We start from the raw sequence: 21,769 nt of genomic DNA on the forward strand, positions 1-21,769 counted from the left end.
TTTCTGGTGTAGAACATTAGCAAAACACCTTCCTTTTAAGTCCTTTTCTTTATTATAAAATGAAGAAATGGATGATTTAAGGAAAAAATAAAAGACTGTCGAGATTTTCTCGACAGTCTGAGAAGAGCCTCCTTAATCGGAAGGCTCTTCTTTTTTTATGCATGCCGCTCACTCGTACCGGACAGCATGATCGCCTGTCTCACCGCTTCTTCTAAACTGGCGGGATCAGCTTTGCCGGTTCCCGCAATATCAAAGGCTGTTCCGTGGTCAACACTCGTACGGATTATCGGCAGGCCGACTGTAATGTTCACACCGGCTTCAAGGCCAAGCACCTTAATCGGGCCGTGTCCTTGATCATGATACATCGCCACCACTATATCAAAGTCGCCTCTCACTGCTCTGAAGAAAAGCGTGTCAGCGGGCAGCGGGCCGAATGCCTGTATACCTTCACTTTGCGCGCGTTCAACGGCAGGGACAATTTTCTCTTCCTCTTCTCCATGCCCAAACAAACCATTCTCACCGGCGTGAGGGTTAATGCCGCACACGGCGATTTTAGGCTGCGAAATGCCTGCGCGAATCAGCGTGTCATGCGCCAATTGAATTGTCGTGTACACCCGCTTTACATCAATGAGATGAATGGCGTCAAGCAGACCGACATGGGTCGTGACATGGACCACTTTCAGGTTCGGTGCAGCCAGCATCATCGCAAAGTCCTTTGTTTGCGTCAATTCCGCTAAAATTTCCGTATGGCCCGGATACATGTGCCCCGCTTTATGAAGGGCTTCCTTATTTAAAGGCGCTGTGCAAATGCCGTCAATCCGCTTCTCGTTGGCAAGGACAATCGCCTGTTCAAGATAGCGGAACGCTGCGTTTCCCGCTTCTGCCGACACTTCTCCGACTCTCAGATCATCTGTCAGCAGCTGAAGGTCGAGGCAAGGAATGACCCCGGGCTTTACATCAGCTCCCTCTTCCGGCTCGCTGATTTTTACAATGTCTGCCGCTGAGCCAGTGAACGTCTTCGCTCTGTTTAAAATGCTGTAATCCCCAATCACAAATAATGTTCCGTTTTCATGCAAACTGTTTTGCTCAAATGCCTTGATGATAATTTCCGGGCCGACACCTGCCGCATCCCCCATCGTCAATGCAATGATTGGTTTTGCCATCTGTCTTCCTCCTCTATATTTCTCAGCACCTCAACAGCTTTTAGAACAGAATCGTTTTGACCATAGGCGCCCGCCTTTGTCACCGCATATATATCTGTGTTGAGCAGCTTGCCGAGCGGTATGCCCGCTTCAATCTCCCCCAGCAGCTGAATGCCGTCTGCACCAAGCTCGTTGCAAATCGCACGCGCTGTGTCTCCGCCTGTCAAAACGAGGCGTTTTAACCCTGTCGTCTTGACGATTTCAGTTGTAACTGCACCAAGAAATCGGGAGAGCCGTTCGCCTACAGTCTGCCGCTCAAGGCCTTGGCTTCTCCCAAAAGCGATAATGCGCTGCACCATTTCCGGCTTCGCATCAGTATAAAGCAGAACATCTTTCCCTTGATGAGCCAGCACTTGATCGAGCGCGCGCTTTTGCTCCCGTGTTTCACATCCATTCAATACGTTCAGCGGATTGATGCACACGTCAAGGGGATCCTGCTGACCTCTTAAATATGCGAGCTGTCCATTTGTTATGTTCGATGCACTGCCGGAGACGATCATTACCGGCTCATTCCGTCTGTCTGTCTGCAGCGGCCTCTTTCTGACATGTTGGGCGAGTGCACCGGCCAGTCCGGCAGCGCCGACCCATAATATGGATTGCCCGCTGTTCATGAACACCTGCACGATGCAGCGCAGATCCTCATTTGTCTCTGCATCGCAGACAAACCATTCATACCCTTGGGCTATCCACGATTTAAGGTCTTTCTGGACTTGATCATCAGGTCTGCGAAGCTGTTCGATGCCTACCGCTTTTGGCTGAACATGTGTCTGACCGAAAAGCAATTCAGGGATCCGCGATTCAGTAACCGGTGTTTTCGGATCAATGGCGGCTTCAGTTTTGTGAACGGGCACGCCATCGACATAATGAACGCCATCCACAGTAATCCGCCTTGCATCAGGAAAAGCAGGGGCAATCACTGCTGCATCAAAACGTCCCAGATCCATCAGCGCTTTGATTTCGCTCCCGATGTTTCCCCTTAATGTGGAGTCAATTTTCTTTAAAAAAAGGTATGATTCAAGGTGTGCGAACGGATGCGATGCTGAACTGACTTCTTTGTAAGCCTCGCTCGGCGACGCACCGCGCGTGTCCGTATCTAAAATCATGACATCTTCTTTGACATCCGCTGGATTTGCACCGGATTGGTCAAAAAGAACAGCCGCGCTCAGTCCAGCTTTAACAAACTGAACGCCTGTGTCATTGGCACCCGTCAAATCGTCAGCGACTATCAATATTTTTTGGCTGATGTCCGCTCCTTTTTTGCAACGTACGTTTGTCATATCGACACCTCGGTCTCAAGCTATTCTTTCAGTTTTCTCCACAAGGTGGTGCGGTTGATATTCAATCGCTTCGCCGCTTTGGATTGGTTCATATTCTCCTCCTGCAGCACCGCTTGAATGATGCGCCGTTCGATGTCCGCAAGCGTCCCTTCCAAACAGCCTTTTAAGCTCTCTTCCTTGTTCTCGCTGGACAGACGGTCAAGCTGCGGTGCGGCTTCAGCCAATGTGATATATCCGCTTTTCACCGTCAGCACAAGCTCCTCAAGTAATCGCTTAAACTGCCGGACATTCTCCCGAAATGTCTGCTTGCGAAACGCGTTCATCACCTCAGGCGCAAGTCCGACCACTTGTGTGCCATAAGCTGAATTAAATTCAGCAATAAACAGTCTGCTCATGTCCTCCATGTCTTCCACCCGCTCTGACAACGACGGGACATAGAGCGTCAATCCTTGTAAACAGCTGTATAAATCAGGGTCAAATCGCCCTGCTTTCATTTCTGCAAATAAATCGGCAGATGAAGAGGCGAGCCAGCGGATTTGCCGATCCTGTTTCATCCACACGGCGAGATCATGCTGGACTTCGAGCGGCAGATGCTCGATATGCCGAAGAAAGATCGTCCCGTTCTGAACAACCGGAAGGTCTTTCAGCAATGCGTACTCTTTCACCTTGCTGCAATGAATGGTCACAAACGTCTGCTGCTGCCGAGGGCTCATTTGATGAATCGCAAAGGCGAGATCTGATTTCCCCGTTCCTTCCTCTCCGTACAGTAAAATAGGTTTATGCGTCTGGCTGAATGCCTGCGCTTGCTGAACCGTGTCCCTCATAGACCTGCTTTGTTGTGTAAATGATGAAAATGGCTGTAATGAATGTACGGGCGCTGCAAACGACCATGCAAGATGCTGATGATCGCGGCTGGACACTGATTGTTCAATGGCAATCAGCAGCTCTCCTTTTGAAAGAAGGGAGCCTTTCATATGCCAGACGGCTTCTCCTGTTTCTAATTGAAAATACCCGCTTTGTTTGCCCTCTCTTATTGACTGTACAGCAAAAGCCAGCTCTTCCCACCATTCATGGATGGCATCGGCAGAAACAATAGGTTCAAGAAGACCCTCATCGATCCAATTTTTTACCGTTTTGTTCACAAAGCGGATCCGGCTGTTGTCATCAATGACGATCATCCCTTTTTCTTCCTGATCGATCATCTCTCTAAACATCCGCTGCTCCTCAGATGCCTCCTTAAAGAGCCGGTACATTTGCTTTGCACTGTGAAACGCTTCTTTAACCGATTCACGGCCGGACGTGATCAGCATGCTTTGCATGCCCAGCTCCTTTGCCGCTTTATCGGTAATGACGTCTCCCAATACAATTTGGGTCCCCTGCTGCTGAATGTCCCTCAAGAGATCCCATACTTCCATTTCTGCTTTAATCGTATATAAATCAACTTCTATTCCGAAAAGCTCGCTGATAGTGCGAACCCCTTGGGTAATATTTTCAAAGCCGACGACGGCTGTTTTTCCTTGATAATCTTTAATAAGCGTCAGCGCCCGCAGCAGATCATACCCGGAAACAGGGATATCCACGACAGGGATGTGCACGTGTTGCTGTATGAGCGAGGCTGTACCGCCGCGGCTCATAATGATATCGGTTCCCTGCGATTCAGCTTGCTCTGCAATTGCAACGCCGGAGCGTAAATCGCCGACCTCCAGCTGAAATTGAATGTCTTGTTCTTCCTTCGCGAGCTCTGTCAATAAATCCCCTAAGCCTTTATACGGCGCAATGCCAAGCACTTTAATTTTCATGAAATGGACCCCCTCTTTCATTCTCTCTCAGTCAAGGAGACAGCGAGGGAGTCCGTTCAAACGATTGGGACAGCCCCCTCGAACTTAAATTATAAATGATGCGATATAGGGATACAATTCATGCCAGTGCCGCGCGCTCATTCAAACGGCTTTATTCTTGACCGGCTGTGGCCCACGTTTGCGGGACCCGTACATATTTAATCGCCTGACGGTAGTACGTAAATGCTATATGCAGATCACCGTCTTTCCCCTGCTTGATCGACGGATAGGAAAACTCGCGATTGAGCTTGTCTTTTGAGTTGTTCGTCATCGCATAACCGTCGCCGACTTCGATGTTTCTTTTGACAGGCCATGTGACGCCGCCGTCCCGTGAAAACACCAATGTCATCGGCGCCCTCGGCGCTCCCCAGAAGGCTGGACGCGCTTCTGTGTCAACACCTGTTCTTGTATCATCCTCATCCTCAATTTCATCGTATAGAGAGGCTCTTCTTTCGGTCGTTTCATTCGCATTCATATGATTGTATACGAGAGCAAGCGTCCCATCTTGAAGCGCTGTAAATTGAATGGAGGAGTTGTTGTTCGGCAGCTCGGTCGGCTCAGGCTCTGACCAGGTGCGGCCGTTATCAATAGAGCGGCTCACATAAATCGAGTCTGCAAAACGGCTTCTAAACAACGCAAGCAAGGTGCCGTCGTGCAGTTTTTCAATATTCATATGAACACATCCGGTACTGCCCGGCACCTTCACTTCCTCCCACGACTTGCCTTTATCAGATGAAATTTTCACCGCGCTGATGTCACGGTTTCCAGTCCATTTCACGCCCGGCAGGGTGATGCAGTAAAAGACAGGAAGCAGCCAATCGCCGTTATCCAGAACAATGAGCGGCTGGCGGATAAAAGTCCCTGCTTCGGCAAACAACGTGTCAATCCCGCTCCATGTATGGCCTCTATCATCCGATGTCCGGTATCTGACGACCGCTGTATCCTGATTGCCGGAAAGCTGTGCCGTATACATAAGCCAGAGCCGGCCGTCAGGCTCTTGGAAAAGCACAGGGTTTTGTTCGGAGCGGGAAGGATCACCTGACAGCTTTTCTGCCTGTGTCCACTCACCACTTCCTTTTTCAAGCCTTGACATGTAAATCGATATATCCGGGATGCCTTCCTGCGTTCCCCCAAACCAGACGCACAACAGATCACCATTGTCCAGCTCCAGCAGGTTGGCTGCATGGTTTTGCGGGCAGTCTGTCGGCAAAAACGCATCCTTTCTGGCCGAATCGGTTTTATTTTCTCTGATGCGACCATCTATCGGCAGGGAAGCTTCACTTTGTTTCATCACAATTCCTCCTCCACATTTGATTCTTTTTTCGCAGGCGAGCTGATCAGACGGTCTAATACGAGGACAATAAACGGAACAATGATAGCGATGTACATGTTATCGATGCCAAACGGATTGTCCAATAAATACCATGCCGTCGTCGCTATGCCGGAAAGCGCCAGACCAATGGTTGCTCCGCGGTTTGAATTAAAATATGGCAAATAAAAGCCCATCGCCGCCACAACGGCAATTGATGTCCGAAGCGCCCTCGTAAAGAAAGAAAGCGTTAACAATTCTGGCGCCAGCGCAACCCCGAGCAGCGGAATAAAACCGACGATAATAGAAACATATCTCGTAATTTTCATGCGCTGTTCTGGTGTCGGATTTGCTTTCGGTACATAAAAGTCATCAATGATCAGCGTCGTTGTCGCCAGCGCAACCGTTGAGACGCCGACGAAAATAGACGCCACAAGGGATGTCGCTACAATCGCGCTCAGCACAGGATTCATGTGCTGCATAAACACCGGAAATGCGTAAATTGGATCAATATCCGGGTACAAATACCGTGCAGCAACGCCGATGACTCCAATGGCAATCGCCAGCGGCAGACAAAGCAGCGCTGCATACAGCGTTGATCTCTTTGCCTCTTTCTCACTTTTCGATGAGGTAATAGCCTGAATAATAAATTGAGTCGCAAAAATCGCCCCCATGTTGCCGATAAACCAGGCGCCGATTGTCCCCCATCCGATGCTGCCGTCCCAAGTGAAGAAATGCTCCGGCAGCTGCTGCGTCATCGGCTCCCAGCCTTTTGTCAAATAGAGTGCAACCCCTAATGTGATCAGAACTCCCGTATATTTAACAAGAGAATGCAAAATTGTCACCCAGGCAACGCCCTTCATTCCGCCAAACGTAAAATAAAAGGTGCTGACAATCGCTGTAATAATTGCACACGTCATGAGCGGAAGACCTAAAATAGACGAAATGGCCGCCGATCCGCTTAAATAGTTTCCAAGATTCACAAGTAAAAGGGCCACAATCATAATGATAGAAACGACAAGCTTGGTCGAACGGCCAAACTTTTCACTAATAATCCCGGAGATCGTATATTGGCCGGTTTTATAAAATTTCCCTGCTAAGAAGAAGGAAAAAATAAAAAACGCAATCGAGACCGTTACAATCGACCATGAAGCTGCCAAACCATGTGTATAAGCTGATTCAGCGGTCCCGATTGTCGATTTGGTGCCGATGAATTCACTCATCAGCAGAATGCCGACAACAATCGCCGGCAGCGTTTTGGCGGCATTGTTAAATTCCGCACTTGATTTACTGCGAAACCGCATTGTCAGCCATGTCGTAAAGAGAATGTAAACCACGATCACTGCCAAAATAAACGTTATGATCGAACCGCTTAAAACATCCACCCAAACTCCCCCTTTGTTTGTGAGCCTCTTACAGGCTCATGGTGAAAAACATGTACAGATCCGGGCAGCCTACATATCCAGCAATTTCAAATAGACAGCTTCAATCTCCGCAATGGACATCGGCTTTGGATTGTTATCCATGAGCCTTTTAACGTCGGCTGCCGCCTCAGCAAGCGATGGTACATCCTCTTTTGATACCCCGAATGTCTTTAAATTTTGCGGAATATTTAAATCTGCGGTCCACTCTTCAATTTTTCGTATAACCCGCTCTGCTAGGCTGGCCTTCGAACCTTTTGGCTCGATTCCAATCACGCCGGCCACATCCGCAAGGCGGTCAGTTACATGATCCGCGTTGAAGGCCGTTACATGCGGAAGCAGCATTGAATTGGCCACACCGTGAGATATTTTGTATTTTCCTCCGAGCGGATAAGCCAGCGCATGAACCGCTGCTGTCCCTGCGCTTGTCAAGGCCATTCCGCCATACATGGCGCCAACGAGCATTTTTTCTCTCGCCTCCAGGTTGTCTCCATGGTGATAGGCCTCCTGAATACTTGAGGAAATCAGTCTCATAGATTCAAGTGCAAGCATGTCACTGAATGGATTTGCTTTGTTGGAAATATAGGATTCAAGTGCGTGTGTAAATGCATCCATTCCGGTTGCAGCTGTGATCGCCTTTGGAAGACCGGTCGTCAAAACCGGATCTAAAATCACAAGCGACGGCAGCAGATAGGGACTGACCATGCCAATCTTTAATTCTTTCTCCGGGAACGTCACAATCGCATTCGGCGTCACCTCTGACCCTGTTCCGGATGTTGTCGGAATCAGCACAAGCGGAACGCCGGGCTTTTCAACGAGATTCGTGCCAATCAAAGCTGAAATTGGTTTTTCATTTGTTTTCAGAACAGAGAGGATTTTAGCCGCATCGAGCACACTGCCTCCGCCAATTCCTAGAATCGCGTCATGGCCTCCTTCAGAAAAAAGCTGAAAAACCTCTTCGATGTTTTGTTCCGTCGGCTCCGGCTGTATATCCGTGTTGACTTCACTTGAGATGCCTTTCTCAGCCAGCACCTCTTTGATTTGGTCTGCATAGCCGAGAGAAACGATCGACGGCTGAGTTAAAATAAACACCGAGCAAATCTCATTCAATCCAATCTGATCTAAGTGGTCACCAAGCAAATTGAGTGAATGTGGACCAGCCTCAATTCGGGCGGCTGTTTGAAAATGATAAAGCGTCTTCATATCCTCACTGCTCCTTTGCCAGTTTTGCGTTAATTCCGTAGCCTTCCAGCATCTTTTTCACTTTTAGCAGCGGCTCTCCTGACAACTCTGCAATTGGACTTTTAGGCGGTCCAACATCAATGCCGGCAAGCTCCGCTGCTTTTTTTAACGGCGCCGGCAGTGAACCGAGTGAAAACGTATCGCGAAGCGGCTGCAGCTGCTGTTGATAATGCTCACTCTCTTCAATGTTTCCTTGTTTAAAAGATTTATAGATTGAAACAACAGTTTCCGGAAGCACATTGGCTGTGGCAGCCACAGCTCCTGTTCCTCCCGCCTTCAATGTGTCTAAAATCAATGAATCGGTTCCTGCAAGGACGGAAAAGGACTGGTCTTTTGTACGTTCAAGATACGCCTTAATATTGGCGAAGCTGCCGCTGCTGTCCTTAATGCCGATGATGTTCGGCAATGCCGCCAGCCTCTCAACCGTTTCGGGCTCCAATGACACTCCTGTTCTCGACGGAATGTTGTAGAGCAGGACAGGAAGCGCGACATTTTCAGAAATCGTGCGGAAATGCTGATACAATTCCTCCTGGGAAGGTGCGACAAAGAATGGCGTAATGATCGAAAGAGCGTCCGCTCCGATATCCGCCATTTGATTGGATAAGGAAATAGTCGCCTCAGTACTGTTTTCTCCTGTCCCGATGAAAACAGGCACACGTTTATTAACCGCTTTCACAATCGTTTTAGCAATTTGAAGCTTTTCCTCTTGTGAGAATAAATGAAATTCCCCATTTGTCCCTAAGGCAAAAATACCGTGGACGCCTGAATCAATTAAATGATTCACCAGCTTTTCGGCGATTCCAGGATGAAAAGCCCGCTCTTTTGTAAGCGGTGTCAATATAGCAGGGATAATTCCCTCTACTTTCAAGTGACTTCGCTCCCTTCTGTTGCATTTTTAAACATATTAACAATAAAGCGCTTTCTCGAACTTTATTATAAAGGTTGATTGATTCATTAAACAACACATTTTTCGAATTTGGGACAAAAGAATGAATCCTCACCTTCAGTTGATGCGTTTTAAAACAATAAAAAAAACCTGTCCAAAGACAGGTCAAATTAATCTTTTAAAGCTTTCACACAAACCGCTGTTTTATTTTGAATTTGTGTCAAAAAAGCGGTTTGATCCGCTGACCGACCGGATTGAGTGGCCGCTACAAGCACATCACTGCACGAAACACGGTGCTGAGCTGCGGCATTTGCTGCAACACTTATCGCCTGCACAAATTGACCATCGTGCAAACAGCCATCAATTAACACCCATATGGCCAAATACCCATCCACACCTTTCATGCCGACGATGCAAAGATCACCGCTTTCCGACACAATATGACAGTCAGCCAATTCAGCATCATGTTGCATAAACAGCGTTTCCTGTTCAAAGGCTGACAGGTCATGCGGCCATCCAGAGTTGTTTCCGCTTGCGAAAACAAGTTTTCGTCTCCAAGCAAAGCCCCCTTCTGAAGACAGAAGACGCAGCGGGCGGTCTGCCAAAAATGCGATGCCGTGCGGCAAATATTGTTCAATTTGCTCTTTTAGAAAGAGGGGCTTGGTTTTCTGCGGGATCGTTTTCGCTTTGATTGTAAACTGCGGATTCGCACGCTCAGGATGGTCGAGCGCTGTGATATCTGTATCATACACTCGTTCGATACGCCCGGCAGAAAGGGCAGCTTCCGGGCGGTCAATAACTTCTGCTTTTCCATCTTTCAACAACAGCAGACGATCACAGTATAAACTCGCAATATTCACATCATGAAACACCCCGATCACTGCGAGTTTGGATACAACTGTTTCTTGTTTCATTAAATCAAGAAAACTTTTTTGAAATGACAAATCAAGAAAACTTGTCGGTTCATCAAGCAGCAAGTATTCTGGTTCCTGGGCAAGCGCTTGGGCTAAATACACCCGCTGCTGCTCTCCGCCGCTCAGCTCGTGTATGGATTTTTGGGCAAAGCGAAGCGTGTCCGTCTGTTTCATCACCCTTTTCACGACATCACGGTCTTCAACTGTCAGCTGCCGAAAAAAGCCTGATTGATACGCATAGCGGCCAAACTGAACCGTTTCCTCGACCGTAAAGGAAAAGGCCTGCTCCGTTTTTTGAGGAAGCACTGCCATTTTGCGAGCGAGCTCTTTCGTTTGATACGACCCAACTGAGCGGCAGTCAAGCAGCACCTCACCGCTTCGAGGGGCGATTGTCCCAGACAATATTTTCAGCAAGGTTGACTTTCCGCTGCCGTTCGGACCGAGAATTCCTAAAAATTCACCCTGCTTTACCGCAAAGCTGATGTCCTGTAAGACATCCGTTTTTCCATAGCCGCCGGACACACGGATGACATCAATCATGAACTCGCCCTCCCTGATAACGCCTAATCAATATAAAGCCGAAAACAGGTGCTCCCACCAGTGCGGTAATAATACCGATCGGCAGCTCGGACGGCTCAATGATGGTTCTCGACAAAAGATCTGACAGCACAAGGAATGAAGCGCCGTTCAGCATTGAGAGCGGCAGAAGATGGCGGTGATCCGTAATAGACAGAAGCCGGATAAAATGCGGAATGACGAGGCCTACAAAGCCAATAGTTCCAGACACCGCGACAGCACTGCCTGTTAAAATAGACCCCGCCAACAGAACGACATATTTACTCCGCTTCACATTCACTCCGAGCAGCCTTGCTTTTTCCTCGCCGTACGTCATCACATTCAATTCTCTTGCGTTCAGCAGCAAACCGCATATACCGCCTATAAAAAATGGCAAAAACAGAGCAATATAGCTCCATCCCCGCATCGATACGCTGCCGAGCAGCCAGTGGACGATCGGTTTTAAATCATCGCCCGTCAGTGCGATCATTAAAGAGATGAGCGCACCGAAAAACGAACTGAAGATAATCCCGGTTAATATTAATGCCGTTACCGTAAGCGACGGGTGAACGAGCCGGGCAAAGAACAAAACGAAAAAAATCACGGCAACCGCCGCGGCAACGCTCAGAAACGGAAGGGTAAACCTCCCGATAACCGGCAGCTGAATCCCGAAAAACAGCGTAACGACCGCTCCGACGGATGCGCCGGATGAAATGCCGAGCGTATAAGGGTCTGCGAGCGGGTTTTTCAAAAGCCCTTGAAAACCGGCGCCAGCCGCAGCCAGGGCCGCTCCGACGAGCGATGCCAATACCACCCGCGGAAGCCTGATGTTCATGATGATGTTCGCCTCTGTCGGATCAGGAGCTATTCCCTGTACACCGATCCATTCATGCAAAAATACCTTGATAATAGACGGAATGGGAATCTCCAAAGATCCGATGGAGATTCCCATAAGAATAGAGACCGACAAAAAGATCAGGCTGATGAGATAGGCCGCAATGCGGTTACTTCTTAAAAACGTCAGGATAGATGGTTTCCGCAAGCTCTTCGACCCCTTTGATCAACCGCGGCCCCGGACGGGTCACAAGGTCGGGATCCACGTCATATACTTGATTGTTTTTGACCGCTTTAACACCGCTCCAGCCGCTTCGCTTTTTGATCTCGCTGACGGCCGCAGCACCGCTTGTCGTGACGATCACATCAGGATTCAGCTTGATGATCGATTCCTCTGTCATCTTAGCCCAGCCCTCCTGCTCAGAAGCGGCATTTTTCGCATGGATCGCTTCCAGCATTTCATTCATGAAAGTGCCTTTTCCGGTCGTATAAATATCAGGAGCGGGAGAGACTTCGACGAACACCTTTTTCTGCTCACTCTCTGAAATGCTTTCAGCTTTTTCTTTAATGGCGGCAAGGTCTGATTTCATGTTCTTCACAAGATCTTGAGCCTTCTGCTTCGCACCTGCTGCCTCGCCGATCATCTCGATCGACTGATATGTTTCCTCAAATGACTGTGCATCATTCACCGTGACGACTGTAATACCGGCGTCACGCAGCTGTTTCAACCCTTCTTCTGCGCTCTGCATCGTTGAAGCATGGGCCAGCACCAAGTCGGGATTTAACGAAATGATCTTCTCCGTGTTGAATTCCATCCCGCCGATTTTTTCGACTTCTTTCACTTCTTTTGGATATGTATCAAGATCTGTGACCCCGACCACCTTTTTGCCCAGGCCCAGCGCATATGTAATTTCTGTATTGCTCGGCATCAGAGAAACGATTTTTTTCGGTTCTTTTTCAATTTTGATTTCTTTGCCTGTCGCATCCTTCACTGAAACCGGAAATGCTTCAGCCGTCTTTTCCTGCTTATGCTGCTCCGCCGGCGCTTCCGCCGATCCGCCGCATCCGGCGAGAACGCCGGCGGCCAGGAGCAGTGAAAGCAATAAATATGCAAACTTCTTCATCTTGCTTTCCTCCTCGGGATAAAATAAAAAAACATCTCTACTCAGTAAAGATGCAGCAAACAATGAATGCCAAAAATAAGCACACCGTTCACACCGCATCTGTCCTCGCAGATTACGCGCGTCATCATCCAGGCAGGCATTCTGGCTCTTGTTCATCGCTTTTCGGACTTCTTCATCATCCGTTTCGCTCCCAATCACAGCGGCGGGACCGCGCCGGACTTTCACCGGCTTCCCCTTTTAAGCTGCCAAGCAATGCCGGGCAGCACCTTTCTGACTCAGTCGTATCCTAATTTCTGAATTATTATACTATAATCAGATCAGGCTTGTATACGAGATTTGAAAAAGGATCTTTTCGGAACGAAACCATTGTTTTGTGAACAGCAATTACGATATATTGCATATAGAGAAAGGGTGATTCCATGCCGATACCGAAAAATTTCACTCCGCAAATCAGACTTTCAGCAAAAGAAAAAGCGTTCAATCAGTTGCAGCGCTGGATCGTCGACGGGACGCTTGAACCCGGGGAAAAAGTCACAGACATCGACCTTGCCGAGGCGCTCGGCGTCAGCCGCACCCCTGTCAGGGAGGCGCTCCAGCTTCTTGAGTCTCAAGGGTTTGTCGAAATGAGGCCCGGAAAGGAAACGAAAATTACATCCATTCATCCCGACGATGTATTGACAGTGTATCCTCCGCTCGCCCAGCTTCAGGCTCTGGCGGCCGAAATGGCCGCTCCGCTTTTGACATCTGAAGAGATCGCCGAGCTGAAAGCATTGACGGCTGACTATGAACTCGCGGTCAAGCACGAGAATATTCATGAGGCGGCTGAGCTTGACGAACATTTTCACAATCTCATAACAGACGTAGCCAACAACCCGTATGTCCGGCAATTTTCCGATGTGCTGCAGCTCCATATCAGACGAATGAAGTACGTCTTTCTCAATCAATCCGCCTCCCCGAAACTGCAATCAGCCAGAGAGCATTGGCAAATGATTGACGCACTTGAAAAAAACAATCCGGAGAAAGCGGCTGAGATGATGAAACAAAATTGGCTGCGGCCGATGAAAGATATTCATCAATTGCTGAAAGAAAGGGAAAAATAGAGGTGTCAAGCAGGGCTTTCGACGCTAAAGCCCGACTGCGCTATACTTTAAATAGATGTTTTTCATCTCAACTTTCAAAAACAAGGATTGATATGTATGGATTTACAACTAAAAAACAAACTCGTCTTGGTAACAGGTTCTACGGCAGGGATTGGAAAAGCTGCGGCCGAAGCCTTTTTGACTGAAGGCGCCCGGGTCATCATCAACGGCCGGACAGAAGATAAGGTTCAGTCAGTCGTTGATGAGCTGTCCAAGTACGGAACCGTTCACGGTATCGCCGCAGATCTGTCCGATCCAAAGCAAAGCCGGACTTTGATTGAAAAAACGGAGCAGATCGGCGAACTTGATATCCTTGTCAATAACATGGGATTTTTTGAAGTGAAAGACTTTGCGGATGTCACTGATGAAGAATGGCTTGAGTATTTTGAAGTGAACGTATTAAGCGCCGTCCGCCTGTGCCGCGCTTTCCTTCCGAAAATGCTGAAACGGAACGCGGGCAGAATTCTCAATCTGGCAAGTGAAGCAGGCATTAAGCCGCTTCCGCAAATGATTCCTTATTCGATGACCAAGACCTCTTTGATCAGCTTATCAAGGGGGCTTGCGGAAATGACGAAGGGAACGAATGTAACGGTAAATTCGGTTCTGCCCGGACCGACCTGGACCGAAGGCGTCGCCAACTATATGAAAGGGGCCGCCGAAGCGGAAAATACCGACTTGGATACGTTTGTCAAAGATTACTTCAAAGTAAATGAGCCCACTTCATTAATTCAGCGCTATGCGAAGCCTGAGGAAGTCGCCAGCACGATCGTCTATCTCGCTTCGGAAAAAGCCGCAGCTATCAACGGTTCGGCTCAAAGGGTGGAAGGCGGGATCATCCGCTCCATCTAAAAGGATCCTCCGCTTTGAAGCGGAGGATCTTTCTTCATTTCGGCGTTTATAAATGGCCGGTTAACCTCTCATGCTGATCCGCCTCTTCGCCATCAAGACGTTTCAAAAATGACGCGCGCCAGCTTGCTGACAGTTCCTCCACCTTCAGAAGCTTTTTGATGCCCTCGACATGGTCCTTTTCATGATGTTTGATGCGATTTGCAAAAGAAACCGTCAATGCTTTCGGGTGGCGGGAGATTCGTCTCAAGCCGCTGTTTTTGTCTACACGCCCTTCTTGCAGCACGCGAAAATAAAAACCCGTATAACCCGTTTCCTGAACCTTCAAAACCATGTCGGGAACACCGTACCTGACAGATAATTTGTAACAGGGCTGCCTCGGCTGGCTGACCTGAACAACGGCTTCACCAAGCTGAAAGACATCTCCGATCGAAACATCCGTTTCCAGCAGCCCCTTGATCGTCAGGTTTTCTCCAAGCGCGCCGTATTCCAGCTTTCTTTGCAACGCATTTTCCCAAAACGAATAATGCTCATAAGGATAGACACATACGGCCTTCTCCCTGCCTCCGTGATGAACGAGATCCGCCTGTCCGTCTCCTTCCAAATTGGTCCATGACAGAAACAGGGGTTCTTGCACAGTCGTCTTGTATATCCCGGTCGAGACCGTTTTGTTTTTAAATTGTACCTGTTTCGGTTTCCCGATATTGATCGACAGAATGTCGGCAAGTTCCATTTTACATCACCTCATATTGATGGTTGATAAGAGAAAAACTTATTGAATATAGTATAATGGCGCACTTACCTATTAAACAATTCAATCATTATGATTAAAATAATAGTTACAGCCTATGATTTAATCAATGAGCGACAGGAGGAACGATCATTGGAGTTAAAGCAATTGGAGTATTTCATCACCCTCTGCAAGGAACTTCATTTTACCCGCGCCGCCGAGAAACTGGGGATTGCCCAGCCATCGCTCAGCCAGCAAATTCGCTTGCTTGAGGATGAAATCGGGACGCCTTTGTTTGACCGCATCGGCAAACGAACCTTGATGACGGAAGCGGGAAAAACATTGCTTCATCACAGTTATCATATCTTTCATGAACTGTCAGAGGCGCGCGCTGCCATCAGCGAGCTTCAAGGTTTACAAAGGGGCTCCTTAAAGATCGGGGCCCTTCTGACAGTTGTAAATTACTTGCTTCCGCGTACCATCATTGAATTTCACCGCAGCTATCCAAATATTAAACTGTCTGTTTTAGGCCTGCGAACCGGAGATATTTATGAAGGACTGCTGCAGAACGAACTCGATCTGGGCATTGTCTGTCTGCCCATTGAGCATGATGATTTAGAAGCGGTTCCATTATGTAAACAACCGCTTGCCCTGGCCGCGCCGCTTCATCACCCCATTGCCAAAGAACCGTTTGCCACTCTTGAAATGATAAAAGAGATTCCGACCATTTTACTGCCTGATACGTATTTTCTGCGGCAGCTGATCAACGAACAGTGCCGCAGGCTCGGATTTATTCTTGAGCCGGTCATGGAAATGACGACATTGGAATCGATCACGAACATGGTCAATAAAGGAGTCGGCGCTACCATCCTGCCTAAAGGCTATCTTGAGTATATCGACGATGAATCGATACAGACTGTTCCTATTCAAAGCCCGGTTATCACAACAGAGATCGGCATCGTTTACCGAAAAAACAAATATTTGTGTGCAGCAAGCCGGGTATTTATGGAGCGGTTTATTTCCACGGTTCAAGATGAAAACTTCACATAAAAATCCTCTGCCGTCTGCGCAGAGGATTTTCCCGCTAGTCATAAAGCTTTCCGTTAATATAAAGGTTTGCAAATACGGGGTCTTTCACATGCTTCAGCTCCATCGGGATTTGAACGCCGTTGATTTCCGAATTGGTAACCTTTAGTCCGGTAACAGGTGAATGCTCGTATGCCAAAACGCGAATTCCGTATTGTCCGCCACAGCTTTTCAGCTGATCCACTTCAATCTGGCGGACAACTGGTTTGAACTCTCCGGCATCCCCTTCTTCATACTCCATATCAATCGCGATGACTTCGCGCTTCAGGCTTTTGACGGTATTCCGGTAAAAATATATGTTCTCCAGCACACCGCCCCGGACGGAATTCGTTTTAATGCGGAGGGCTCTGTCAAGATTCGCGCTGTCCATGGAATTGCCTTCTGCAAATACGTTTTTCACCCCTCCGGAAATTTCGCTTCCGATCGTGACCCCGCCGTGTCCGTCTTTCATTTCATTGTTTTCGATGACAATGTTTTCCGAAGGCACATTGATCCTCCGGCCGTCGGCATTTCTCCCCGATTTGACGGCTATACAGTCGTCACCGTTGTCAAATTGGCAGTTTTGAATGACCATGTTTTTGCATGATTCCGGATCGACGCCGTCGGTGTTCGGACCATGTCCAATCACCTTGACACCGTCCACCGTCACACTTTCACACAGTACGGGATGAATCTGCCACATCGGAGAATTCAGGACGGTGACCCCTTGTATCAAAACATTTTTGCAGCGGTACGGCTGGATAAAATTCGGCCGCAGATAATGGCCTTTTCCAAAGCGCCGTTCTTCAACAGGCACATTGCGCTCCGCCATTTCAAACAGTGCGTCGCGGTCTTTTTCCTGTGATGGCTGGCCGTTTGTGCCCCGCTTCCACGGCCACCAATGCTCGTCATCAGCTTGGCCGTCCAGCGTTCCTTCTCCTGTAATCGCTATATTTTCAGCTTCATAAGCATAGACGAATGGTGAAAAATTGTAGAGCTCGACCCCTTCAAATCGCGTTAACACAACCGGAAGGTAATCGTCCGGATTCCGGCTGAACTGGATCACAGCCCCTTGGGCGATATGCAGTTCGACATTGCTTTTCAGCCTGAGCGCGCCGGAACGAAACACGCCCTTCGGGACAACCGCCGTTCCGCCCCCTGCCTGATGCACTTCATCAATCGCCTGCTGAATCGCCGCCGTGGAATCCGCACGGCCTGCGCCATCAGCTCCAAACCCGGTAATATCAAAACGGCGCTCAGGAAAAACGGGAACGGTCATCTCTCTTAAAATCTCGTCTTTTTTTTCCTTCAGCCACATGTTTCTTCCCCCTTTACAATGTGACGCCCGTTTTAAAAATGGCCAGTTCTCTGAAATCGTTTTTCTCATTGTTCAGCTGTTGGCCGCTGGCAACTTCAAGCAAAAAGTCGATCAATTCCTTCAAGATCTCCTCTTCAGAAAGATCCTCCAGCATCCGGCCCGCGTTAAAGTCGATCCAATGGCGCTTCGCCTCGTAAACGCTCGTATTGGTCGAAATTTTCATTGTCGGAACAAAGGTGCCAAAAGGCGTGCCCCGCCCAGTCGTAAACAGGACGATCTGGCATCCTGCGGCAGCGAGCGCACTTGAAGCGACAAGATCATTGCCGGGCGCACTCAGCAGGTTCAGTCCTGCTTTTTTCAACGTCTCTCCATATCGGAGCACATCCGTCACCTTTGCAGTGCCGGCCTTTTGCGTGCAGCCGAGAGACTTATCCTCCAGCGTTGTAATGCCCCCTGCTTTATTTCCTGGCGACGGATTTTCATAAATCGGCTGCCGGTGATCCATAAAATACTGTTTAAACTCATTGATCAAACGGACGATTTTATGAAAAACTTCTTCGTTTTCCGCCCGCTCCATTAAGATCGTCTCCGCTCCGAACATTTCAGGCACTTCCGTCAGAACCGCAGTGCCTCCTTGTGCAATCAGAAAGTCGGACAGTCTGCCGAGAAGCGGATTGGCGGTGATGCCGGAAAATCCGTCAGATCCCCCGCATTTCAATCCGATCTTTAATTCGGAAAGGGGAACATCTTCGCGTTTATCGTATTTTGCCTGTTCATAAATCTCTTTTAACAGTTCGACACCCTCTGAGACTTCATCGGTCACCTCTTGGGACAGAAGAAACTTCACGCGGTCTTCGTCATACTCCCCGAGCGCTTCCCGGAACTCGCCGATGCTGTTGTTTTCACAGCCGAGTCCCAGGACAAGCACGCCGCCTGCATTCGGATGGTTGACGGCACTCGTCAATATCGTTCTCGTATTGATATGATCATCGCCGAGCTGTGAGCATCCGTATTGATGCTTCAAGACATGAACACTTTCAAATGGAGCGATATCGCCGATCTCCGCCTTAAATTGTTTGATGATCAGTTCCGCGACACCATTTACACAGCCGACCGTCGGGACGATCCAAAGCTCGTTTCGAATTCCCGTTTTCCCGTCTTTTCGCCTAAAGCCTTTAAAAGTGAGCGCCCCTTTTTGATACGGGCTTTCTGTAAAATTCGGGTTGTAGCTGTATTCTTCAACACCGCCCAAATTTGTTTTTGTATTGTGGGTATGCAGCCATTCCCCCTTTTGAACGGCTTCTCGCGCATGCCCGATCGGAAAACCGTATTTGATGATGTCTTCATGTTCCGCGATGTCCTTTAAGGCAAATTTATGGCCTTTGAGTATCGTTCCCTTGATGAGAACCGTCTGTTCTCCCGCTGTGATCTCTTCGCCTGCCTGTAAATCTCGTAAGGCGATGCCGACATTGTCTAATGGATTGATGATCAAACAGTCTTTCATTATATATCCCCCAGCCCAGCCATCTGGCTACTCATCATTTTTTCCAGCGCTTTTTTCATTCCTGTCGACTCAATGTCCCTTAAATGGGCAGCGACTTGATCCGCCAAGCCTGGAATGCCGTTCAGGTTTTGCCCCCATAACCTTTCAGACGCAAGAACACCGCCGGCTATGTTTGCGGGATCTTTATTTTCTGTCCAAAGCCGCTTCAGCAAGCCAAGTGTCTCCGGATCGTCAGCCAGCGGAATGTTTTCGCCGGCCCGCCTGCCTTGGTAAAAATAAATTAAAGCGCTTAAAGCAAAAACGGTTCTTCCGGGGAGCTTGCCGGTTTGTTTCCAGTACTCTTCTAAAACAGGTACATTTCTGACTTTGAATTTCGCAAACGAATTCAGAGAGATATCGATTAGTCGATGACGGATAAACGGATTTCTAAAGCGGTCCAGCACCTCTCCCATATACGTGTGCAGCTGCTGATTCGGCAGGTCAATCGTCGGCATCACTTCATGTTCGATCAGCTCTTGAATAAACGGGCCGATTGTCTCATCTTCAGCCGCTTCACGCACCGTCTCAAAACCAGCCAAATAAGCGACGGGCGTCATCGCCGTGTGCGCCCCGTTTAACATTCTGACCTTCCTTAACCTGTACGGTGCCACATCATCGACAAATTCGACGTTCAAACCGGCCTGTTGAAACGGCAGCTCATCCTGGAGCCAATCCGGTCCGTCAATCACAAATAAATGGTACGGCTCGGCTTTGACAATCAGTGAGTCGCGGTAACCGGCGGCTGCTTCAAGCTCGCGCGCCTGTTCTTGCGGATAGCCCGGCACAATCCTGTCTACAAGCGTATTGCAAAACACATTCGCGTGATCAAGCCAATCTGCGAACCCTTTTTCAAGCTCCCACAAATCGGCATACCGTAAAACAATCTCTTTCAGTTTCCGGCCGTTATCCTCAAGCAGCTCGCACGGGAGGACCACCAGCCCCTTATCCCCGCTTCCTTGAAATGTGCGGTATCTTCTGTATAAAAGCGCGGTCAGCTTTCCCGGAAAGCTCCGCTGCGGGCGGTCGTGCAGCCGGTCCTCTTCCAGGAAAACAATGCCCGCTTCAGTCGTGTTTGAAAAGACGAACCGCAAGTCCGGCAGATCGGCAATAGCCATAAACTCATCATAATGCTCATAGCTATTCACTCCCCTGCTGATCGACGTAATCACGACAGATTCGCGGATTTCCCGTCCTTCTTGGAAGCCTTCCAAATAAAGTGTATAAAGACCATCCTGTTCATTGATAGCCTGCACTGAACCGCGCCGCGGAGGAACGACGACGGCGCTGCCGTTAAAATCGGTTTCTTCATTCAATCTATGAATCTGCCAATCCACAAATCCCCTCATAAAATTCCCTTCCCCGATTTGCAAAATCCGTTCGGGATAAGCCGGTTTAGACTTGCTATGCCGGGACAGCCTTTCCATCATAATCCCCTCCTTCTCTTTTGCACACGTTAACATTTTATCGCGCATCAATGAAGATGCTATAATCTCATCACTGAATTCCGAATGATCAGCTCTGTGCTGAGCAGCGTCTGCCTTGTTTCTGTACGCGGATTTTCAATCAGGGAAAGCAGGCTCTCTGCTCCGATCATGCTGATTTTTTCCGTCGGTTTTTTAACCGTTGTCAAAGACGGTGTCGTATAAGCCGAAAAACCTATATCATCAAAGCCGATAATCGACATGTCCTCCGGGCAGCGTTTACCGTTGGCATAAAGGGCATTCATTGCACCGATCGCCATATCATCATTCGCGCAAAACAGGGCCGTCGGAGGCTGTTCCAGCTTAAGAAGCGCTTCCATTGCGCTATAGCCGCTTTTCATCGTATAGTCGCCGCGAAGCATATATTCGCTCTTCGCCGGAAGATCATGTGTGCGAAGTGCGCGGAGAAAACCAGCTTTTCTTTCCTGGGAAGATTTAAAACCTTCTTTTCCCCGAACCATCGCAATCCGTGTATGGCCGTTTTCGATGAAATGCGATGCCGCAAGATTCGCTCCTTCGTTTTCATTCGCGACGATATTCATGACGGACTGCTCCTCAATTTTTCTGTTCAGCACGACAACCGGAATCTCCTGTTTCAGCACATGATCGAGAAAAGCCTGATCCCGTTCGCTTTGGCTGATTAAAATAACGCCGTCATAGCGGTTGCGGTGAATGGAAGAAAAGTCATGGTAATCGTCGATCCCCCTGACAAACATGTTGTAGTTTTCATCGATCACTTTGTTGACGCCGCGGAGAATGTCGGCAAAAAAGCTCGAAGACGTCCCGTCAGTCAGGCTTGTCAAAAACAGGCCGATCGTAAACGACTTTTGCGTGACAAGGCTTTTCGCATTGAAATTCGGTTTATAATTCATTTCGGCTGCGATATCGAGTATTTTCTGTTTCGTTTTTTCTTTAATCAGCGGACTGTTATTGAGCGCTCTGGATACTGTGGTGTGTGATACATTCGCCAGCCTGGCGATATCTTTAATCGTTACTGACATTGTTTTTAACCCGCCTTTTTCCTGCTGTTGATACCAACAGTTTA

General features: G+C 48.6%; 18 protein-coding genes and 1 riboswitch. Of the genes, 3 read left to right on the forward strand and 15 right to left on the reverse strand.

From position 1 onward, the window contains the following. Positions 1-155 precede the first annotated feature (155 nt). From pdxA to ACINLD_RS14730, 10 genes are all read right to left on the reverse strand, one after another. On the reverse strand, positions 156-1,163 hold the full coding sequence (gene pdxA / locus ACINLD_RS14685; RefSeq protein WP_077735552.1) for a 4-hydroxythreonine-4-phosphate dehydrogenase PdxA: 1,008 nt from the start codon (positions 1,161-1,163) through the stop codon (positions 156-158). Beyond that, the gene (locus tag ACINLD_RS14690; protein WP_077735553.1) at positions 1,139-2,479 is read right to left on the reverse strand and encodes a four-carbon acid sugar kinase family protein; all 1,341 of its coding nucleotides are present in this window, start codon (positions 2,477-2,479) and stop codon (positions 1,139-1,141) included. Before ACINLD_RS14690 ends, pdxA begins: the two co-directional genes overlap by 25 nt. Before the next feature lie 20 nt (positions 2,480-2,499). Then, on the reverse strand, positions 2,500-4,278 hold the full coding sequence (locus tag ACINLD_RS14695; RefSeq protein ID WP_077735554.1) for a sigma-54-dependent Fis family transcriptional regulator: 1,779 nt from the start codon (positions 4,276-4,278) through the stop codon (positions 2,500-2,502). A 151-nt stretch (positions 4,279-4,429) separates the two neighbouring features. Next, on the reverse strand, positions 4,430-5,608 hold the full coding sequence (locus ACINLD_RS14700; RefSeq protein WP_410207043.1) for a sialidase family protein: 1,179 nt from the start codon (positions 5,606-5,608) through the stop codon (positions 4,430-4,432). Further along, positions 5,608-7,011, reverse strand: coding sequence for a sodium:solute symporter family protein (locus ACINLD_RS14705; protein WP_410207044.1), 1,404 nt, complete (start codon positions 7,009-7,011; stop codon positions 5,608-5,610). The genes ACINLD_RS14700 and ACINLD_RS14705 overlap by 1 nt, the downstream gene beginning before the upstream one ends. Before the next feature lie 69 nt (positions 7,012-7,080). Next, positions 7,081-8,250, reverse strand: coding sequence for an iron-containing alcohol dehydrogenase (locus ACINLD_RS14710; protein ID WP_410207045.1), 1,170 nt, complete (start codon positions 8,248-8,250; stop codon positions 7,081-7,083). Positions 8,251-8,254: 4 nt separating this feature from the next. After that, positions 8,255-9,157 (reverse strand): 4-hydroxy-tetrahydrodipicolinate synthase, encoded by a 903-nt coding sequence (gene dapA, locus ACINLD_RS14715; RefSeq protein WP_410207046.1) that lies wholly within the window; start codon positions 9,155-9,157, stop codon positions 8,255-8,257. Positions 9,158-9,345: 188 nt separating this feature from the next. Then, a complete protein-coding gene (locus ACINLD_RS14720; protein WP_410207047.1) occupies positions 9,346-10,629 on the reverse strand; it encodes an ABC transporter ATP-binding protein in 1,284 nt (427 codons plus the stop codon). Further along, positions 10,622-11,686: a FecCD family ABC transporter permease gene (locus ACINLD_RS14725; RefSeq protein ID WP_026588729.1), complete on the reverse strand. Its 1,065-nt coding sequence runs from the start codon at positions 11,684-11,686 to the stop codon at positions 10,622-10,624. The genes ACINLD_RS14720 and ACINLD_RS14725 overlap by 8 nt, the downstream gene beginning before the upstream one ends. After that, complete coding sequence (locus tag ACINLD_RS14730) at positions 11,649-12,602, reverse strand: ABC transporter substrate-binding protein (protein ID WP_026588730.1); 954 nt, start codon at positions 12,600-12,602, stop codon at positions 11,649-11,651. The genes ACINLD_RS14725 and ACINLD_RS14730 overlap by 38 nt, the downstream gene beginning before the upstream one ends. A 113-nt stretch (positions 12,603-12,715) precedes the next feature. Then, positions 12,716-12,887, reverse strand: a riboswitch (cobalamin riboswitch). A 134-nt stretch (positions 12,888-13,021) separates the two neighbouring features. On the opposite strand from ACINLD_RS14730, the gene ACINLD_RS14735 reads away from it, so the two are divergent. Next, the gene (locus tag ACINLD_RS14735; protein ID WP_026588731.1) at positions 13,022-13,702 is read left to right on the forward strand and encodes a GntR family transcriptional regulator; all 681 of its coding nucleotides are present in this window, start codon (positions 13,022-13,024) and stop codon (positions 13,700-13,702) included. Positions 13,703-13,798: 96 nt separating this feature from the next. Continuing rightward, positions 13,799-14,590 carry an SDR family NAD(P)-dependent oxidoreductase gene (locus tag ACINLD_RS14740; protein WP_026588732.1) on the forward strand — a complete coding sequence of 264 codons (792 nt, stop codon included), beginning with the start codon at positions 13,799-13,801 and terminating at the stop codon, positions 14,588-14,590. 46 nt (positions 14,591-14,636) lie between these two features. Here ACINLD_RS14740 and ACINLD_RS14745 read toward each other — a convergent pair whose 3' ends face one another. Beyond that, positions 14,637-15,320: an MOSC domain-containing protein gene (locus ACINLD_RS14745; protein ID WP_077735560.1), complete on the reverse strand. Its 684-nt coding sequence runs from the start codon at positions 15,318-15,320 to the stop codon at positions 14,637-14,639. A gap of 150 nt (positions 15,321-15,470) precedes the next feature. Between ACINLD_RS14745 and ACINLD_RS14750 the strand changes: the two genes are divergently transcribed. Then, positions 15,471-16,367 (forward strand): LysR family transcriptional regulator, encoded by an 897-nt coding sequence (locus ACINLD_RS14750; RefSeq protein WP_026588734.1) that lies wholly within the window; start codon positions 15,471-15,473, stop codon positions 16,365-16,367. A 34-nt stretch (positions 16,368-16,401) separates the two neighbouring features. Here the strand turns inward: ACINLD_RS14750 and ACINLD_RS14755 are convergent, their stop codons facing one another. The 4 genes from ACINLD_RS14755 to ACINLD_RS14770 are packed head-to-tail and all read right to left on the reverse strand — an operon-like array spanning position 16,402 to position 21,725. Beyond that, positions 16,402-17,700 carry a glycoside hydrolase family 28 protein gene (locus ACINLD_RS14755; protein WP_077735562.1) on the reverse strand — a complete coding sequence of 433 codons (1,299 nt, stop codon included), beginning with the start codon at positions 17,698-17,700 and terminating at the stop codon, positions 16,402-16,404. 13 nt (positions 17,701-17,713) lie between these two features. After that, entirely contained in the window at positions 17,714-19,204 is a 1,491-nt protein-coding gene (locus ACINLD_RS14760; protein WP_410207048.1) for a UxaA family hydrolase, read from the reverse strand. Then, positions 19,204-20,667, reverse strand: coding sequence for a tagaturonate reductase (locus ACINLD_RS14765; RefSeq protein ID WP_410207049.1), 1,464 nt, complete (start codon positions 20,665-20,667; stop codon positions 19,204-19,206). The genes ACINLD_RS14760 and ACINLD_RS14765 overlap by 1 nt, the downstream gene beginning before the upstream one ends. 59 nt (positions 20,668-20,726) lie before the next feature. Continuing rightward, entirely contained in the window at positions 20,727-21,725 is a 999-nt protein-coding gene (locus ACINLD_RS14770; protein ID WP_410207050.1) for a LacI family DNA-binding transcriptional regulator, read from the reverse strand. Between the last annotated feature and the right edge of the window lie 44 nt (positions 21,726-21,769).

Origin of the sequence: Bacillus sp. z60-11 (assembly GCF_046464135.1) — a bacterium.
GTDB lineage: Bacteria > Bacillota > Bacilli > Bacillales > Bacillaceae > Bacillus > Bacillus sonorensis_A.

Excerpts from the sequence above, each read along its gene's own strand:
- pdxA (WP_077735552.1), bottom strand. The coding sequence starts at position 1,163 with ATGGCAAAACCAATCATTGCATTGACGATGGGGGATGCGGCAGGTGTC.
- ACINLD_RS14690 (WP_077735553.1), bottom strand. The coding sequence starts at position 2,479 with ATGACAAACGTACGTTGCAAAAAAGGAGCGGACATCAGCCAAAAAATA.
- ACINLD_RS14695 (WP_077735554.1), bottom strand. The coding sequence starts at position 4,278 with ATGAAAATTAAAGTGCTTGGCATTGCGCCGTATAAAGGCTTAGGGGAT.
- ACINLD_RS14700 (WP_410207043.1), bottom strand. The coding sequence starts at position 5,608 with ATGAAACAAAGTGAAGCTTCCCTGCCGATAGATGGTCGCATCAGAGAA.
- ACINLD_RS14710 (WP_410207045.1), bottom strand. The coding sequence starts at position 8,250 with ATGAAGACGCTTTATCATTTTCAAACAGCCGCCCGAATTGAGGCTGGT.
- ACINLD_RS14720 (WP_410207047.1), bottom strand. The coding sequence starts at position 10,629 with ATGATTGATGTCATCCGTGTGTCCGGCGGCTATGGAAAAACGGATGTC.
- ACINLD_RS14730 (WP_026588730.1), bottom strand. The coding sequence starts at position 12,602 with ATGAAGAAGTTTGCATATTTATTGCTTTCACTGCTCCTGGCCGCCGGC.
- ACINLD_RS14735 (WP_026588731.1), top strand. The coding sequence starts at position 13,022 with ATGCCGATACCGAAAAATTTCACTCCGCAAATCAGACTTTCAGCAAAA.
- ACINLD_RS14740 (WP_026588732.1), top strand. The coding sequence starts at position 13,799 with ATGGATTTACAACTAAAAAACAAACTCGTCTTGGTAACAGGTTCTACG.
- ACINLD_RS14745 (WP_077735560.1), bottom strand. The coding sequence starts at position 15,320 with ATGGAACTTGCCGACATTCTGTCGATCAATATCGGGAAACCGAAACAG.
- ACINLD_RS14755 (WP_077735562.1), bottom strand. The coding sequence starts at position 17,700 with ATGTGGCTGAAGGAAAAAAAAGACGAGATTTTAAGAGAGATGACCGTT.
- ACINLD_RS14760 (WP_410207048.1), bottom strand. The coding sequence starts at position 19,204 with ATGAAAGACTGTTTGATCATCAATCCATTAGACAATGTCGGCATCGCC.
- ACINLD_RS14765 (WP_410207049.1), bottom strand. The coding sequence starts at position 20,667 with ATGGAAAGGCTGTCCCGGCATAGCAAGTCTAAACCGGCTTATCCCGAA.
- ACINLD_RS14770 (WP_410207050.1), bottom strand. The coding sequence starts at position 21,725 with ATGTCAGTAACGATTAAAGATATCGCCAGGCTGGCGAATGTATCACAC.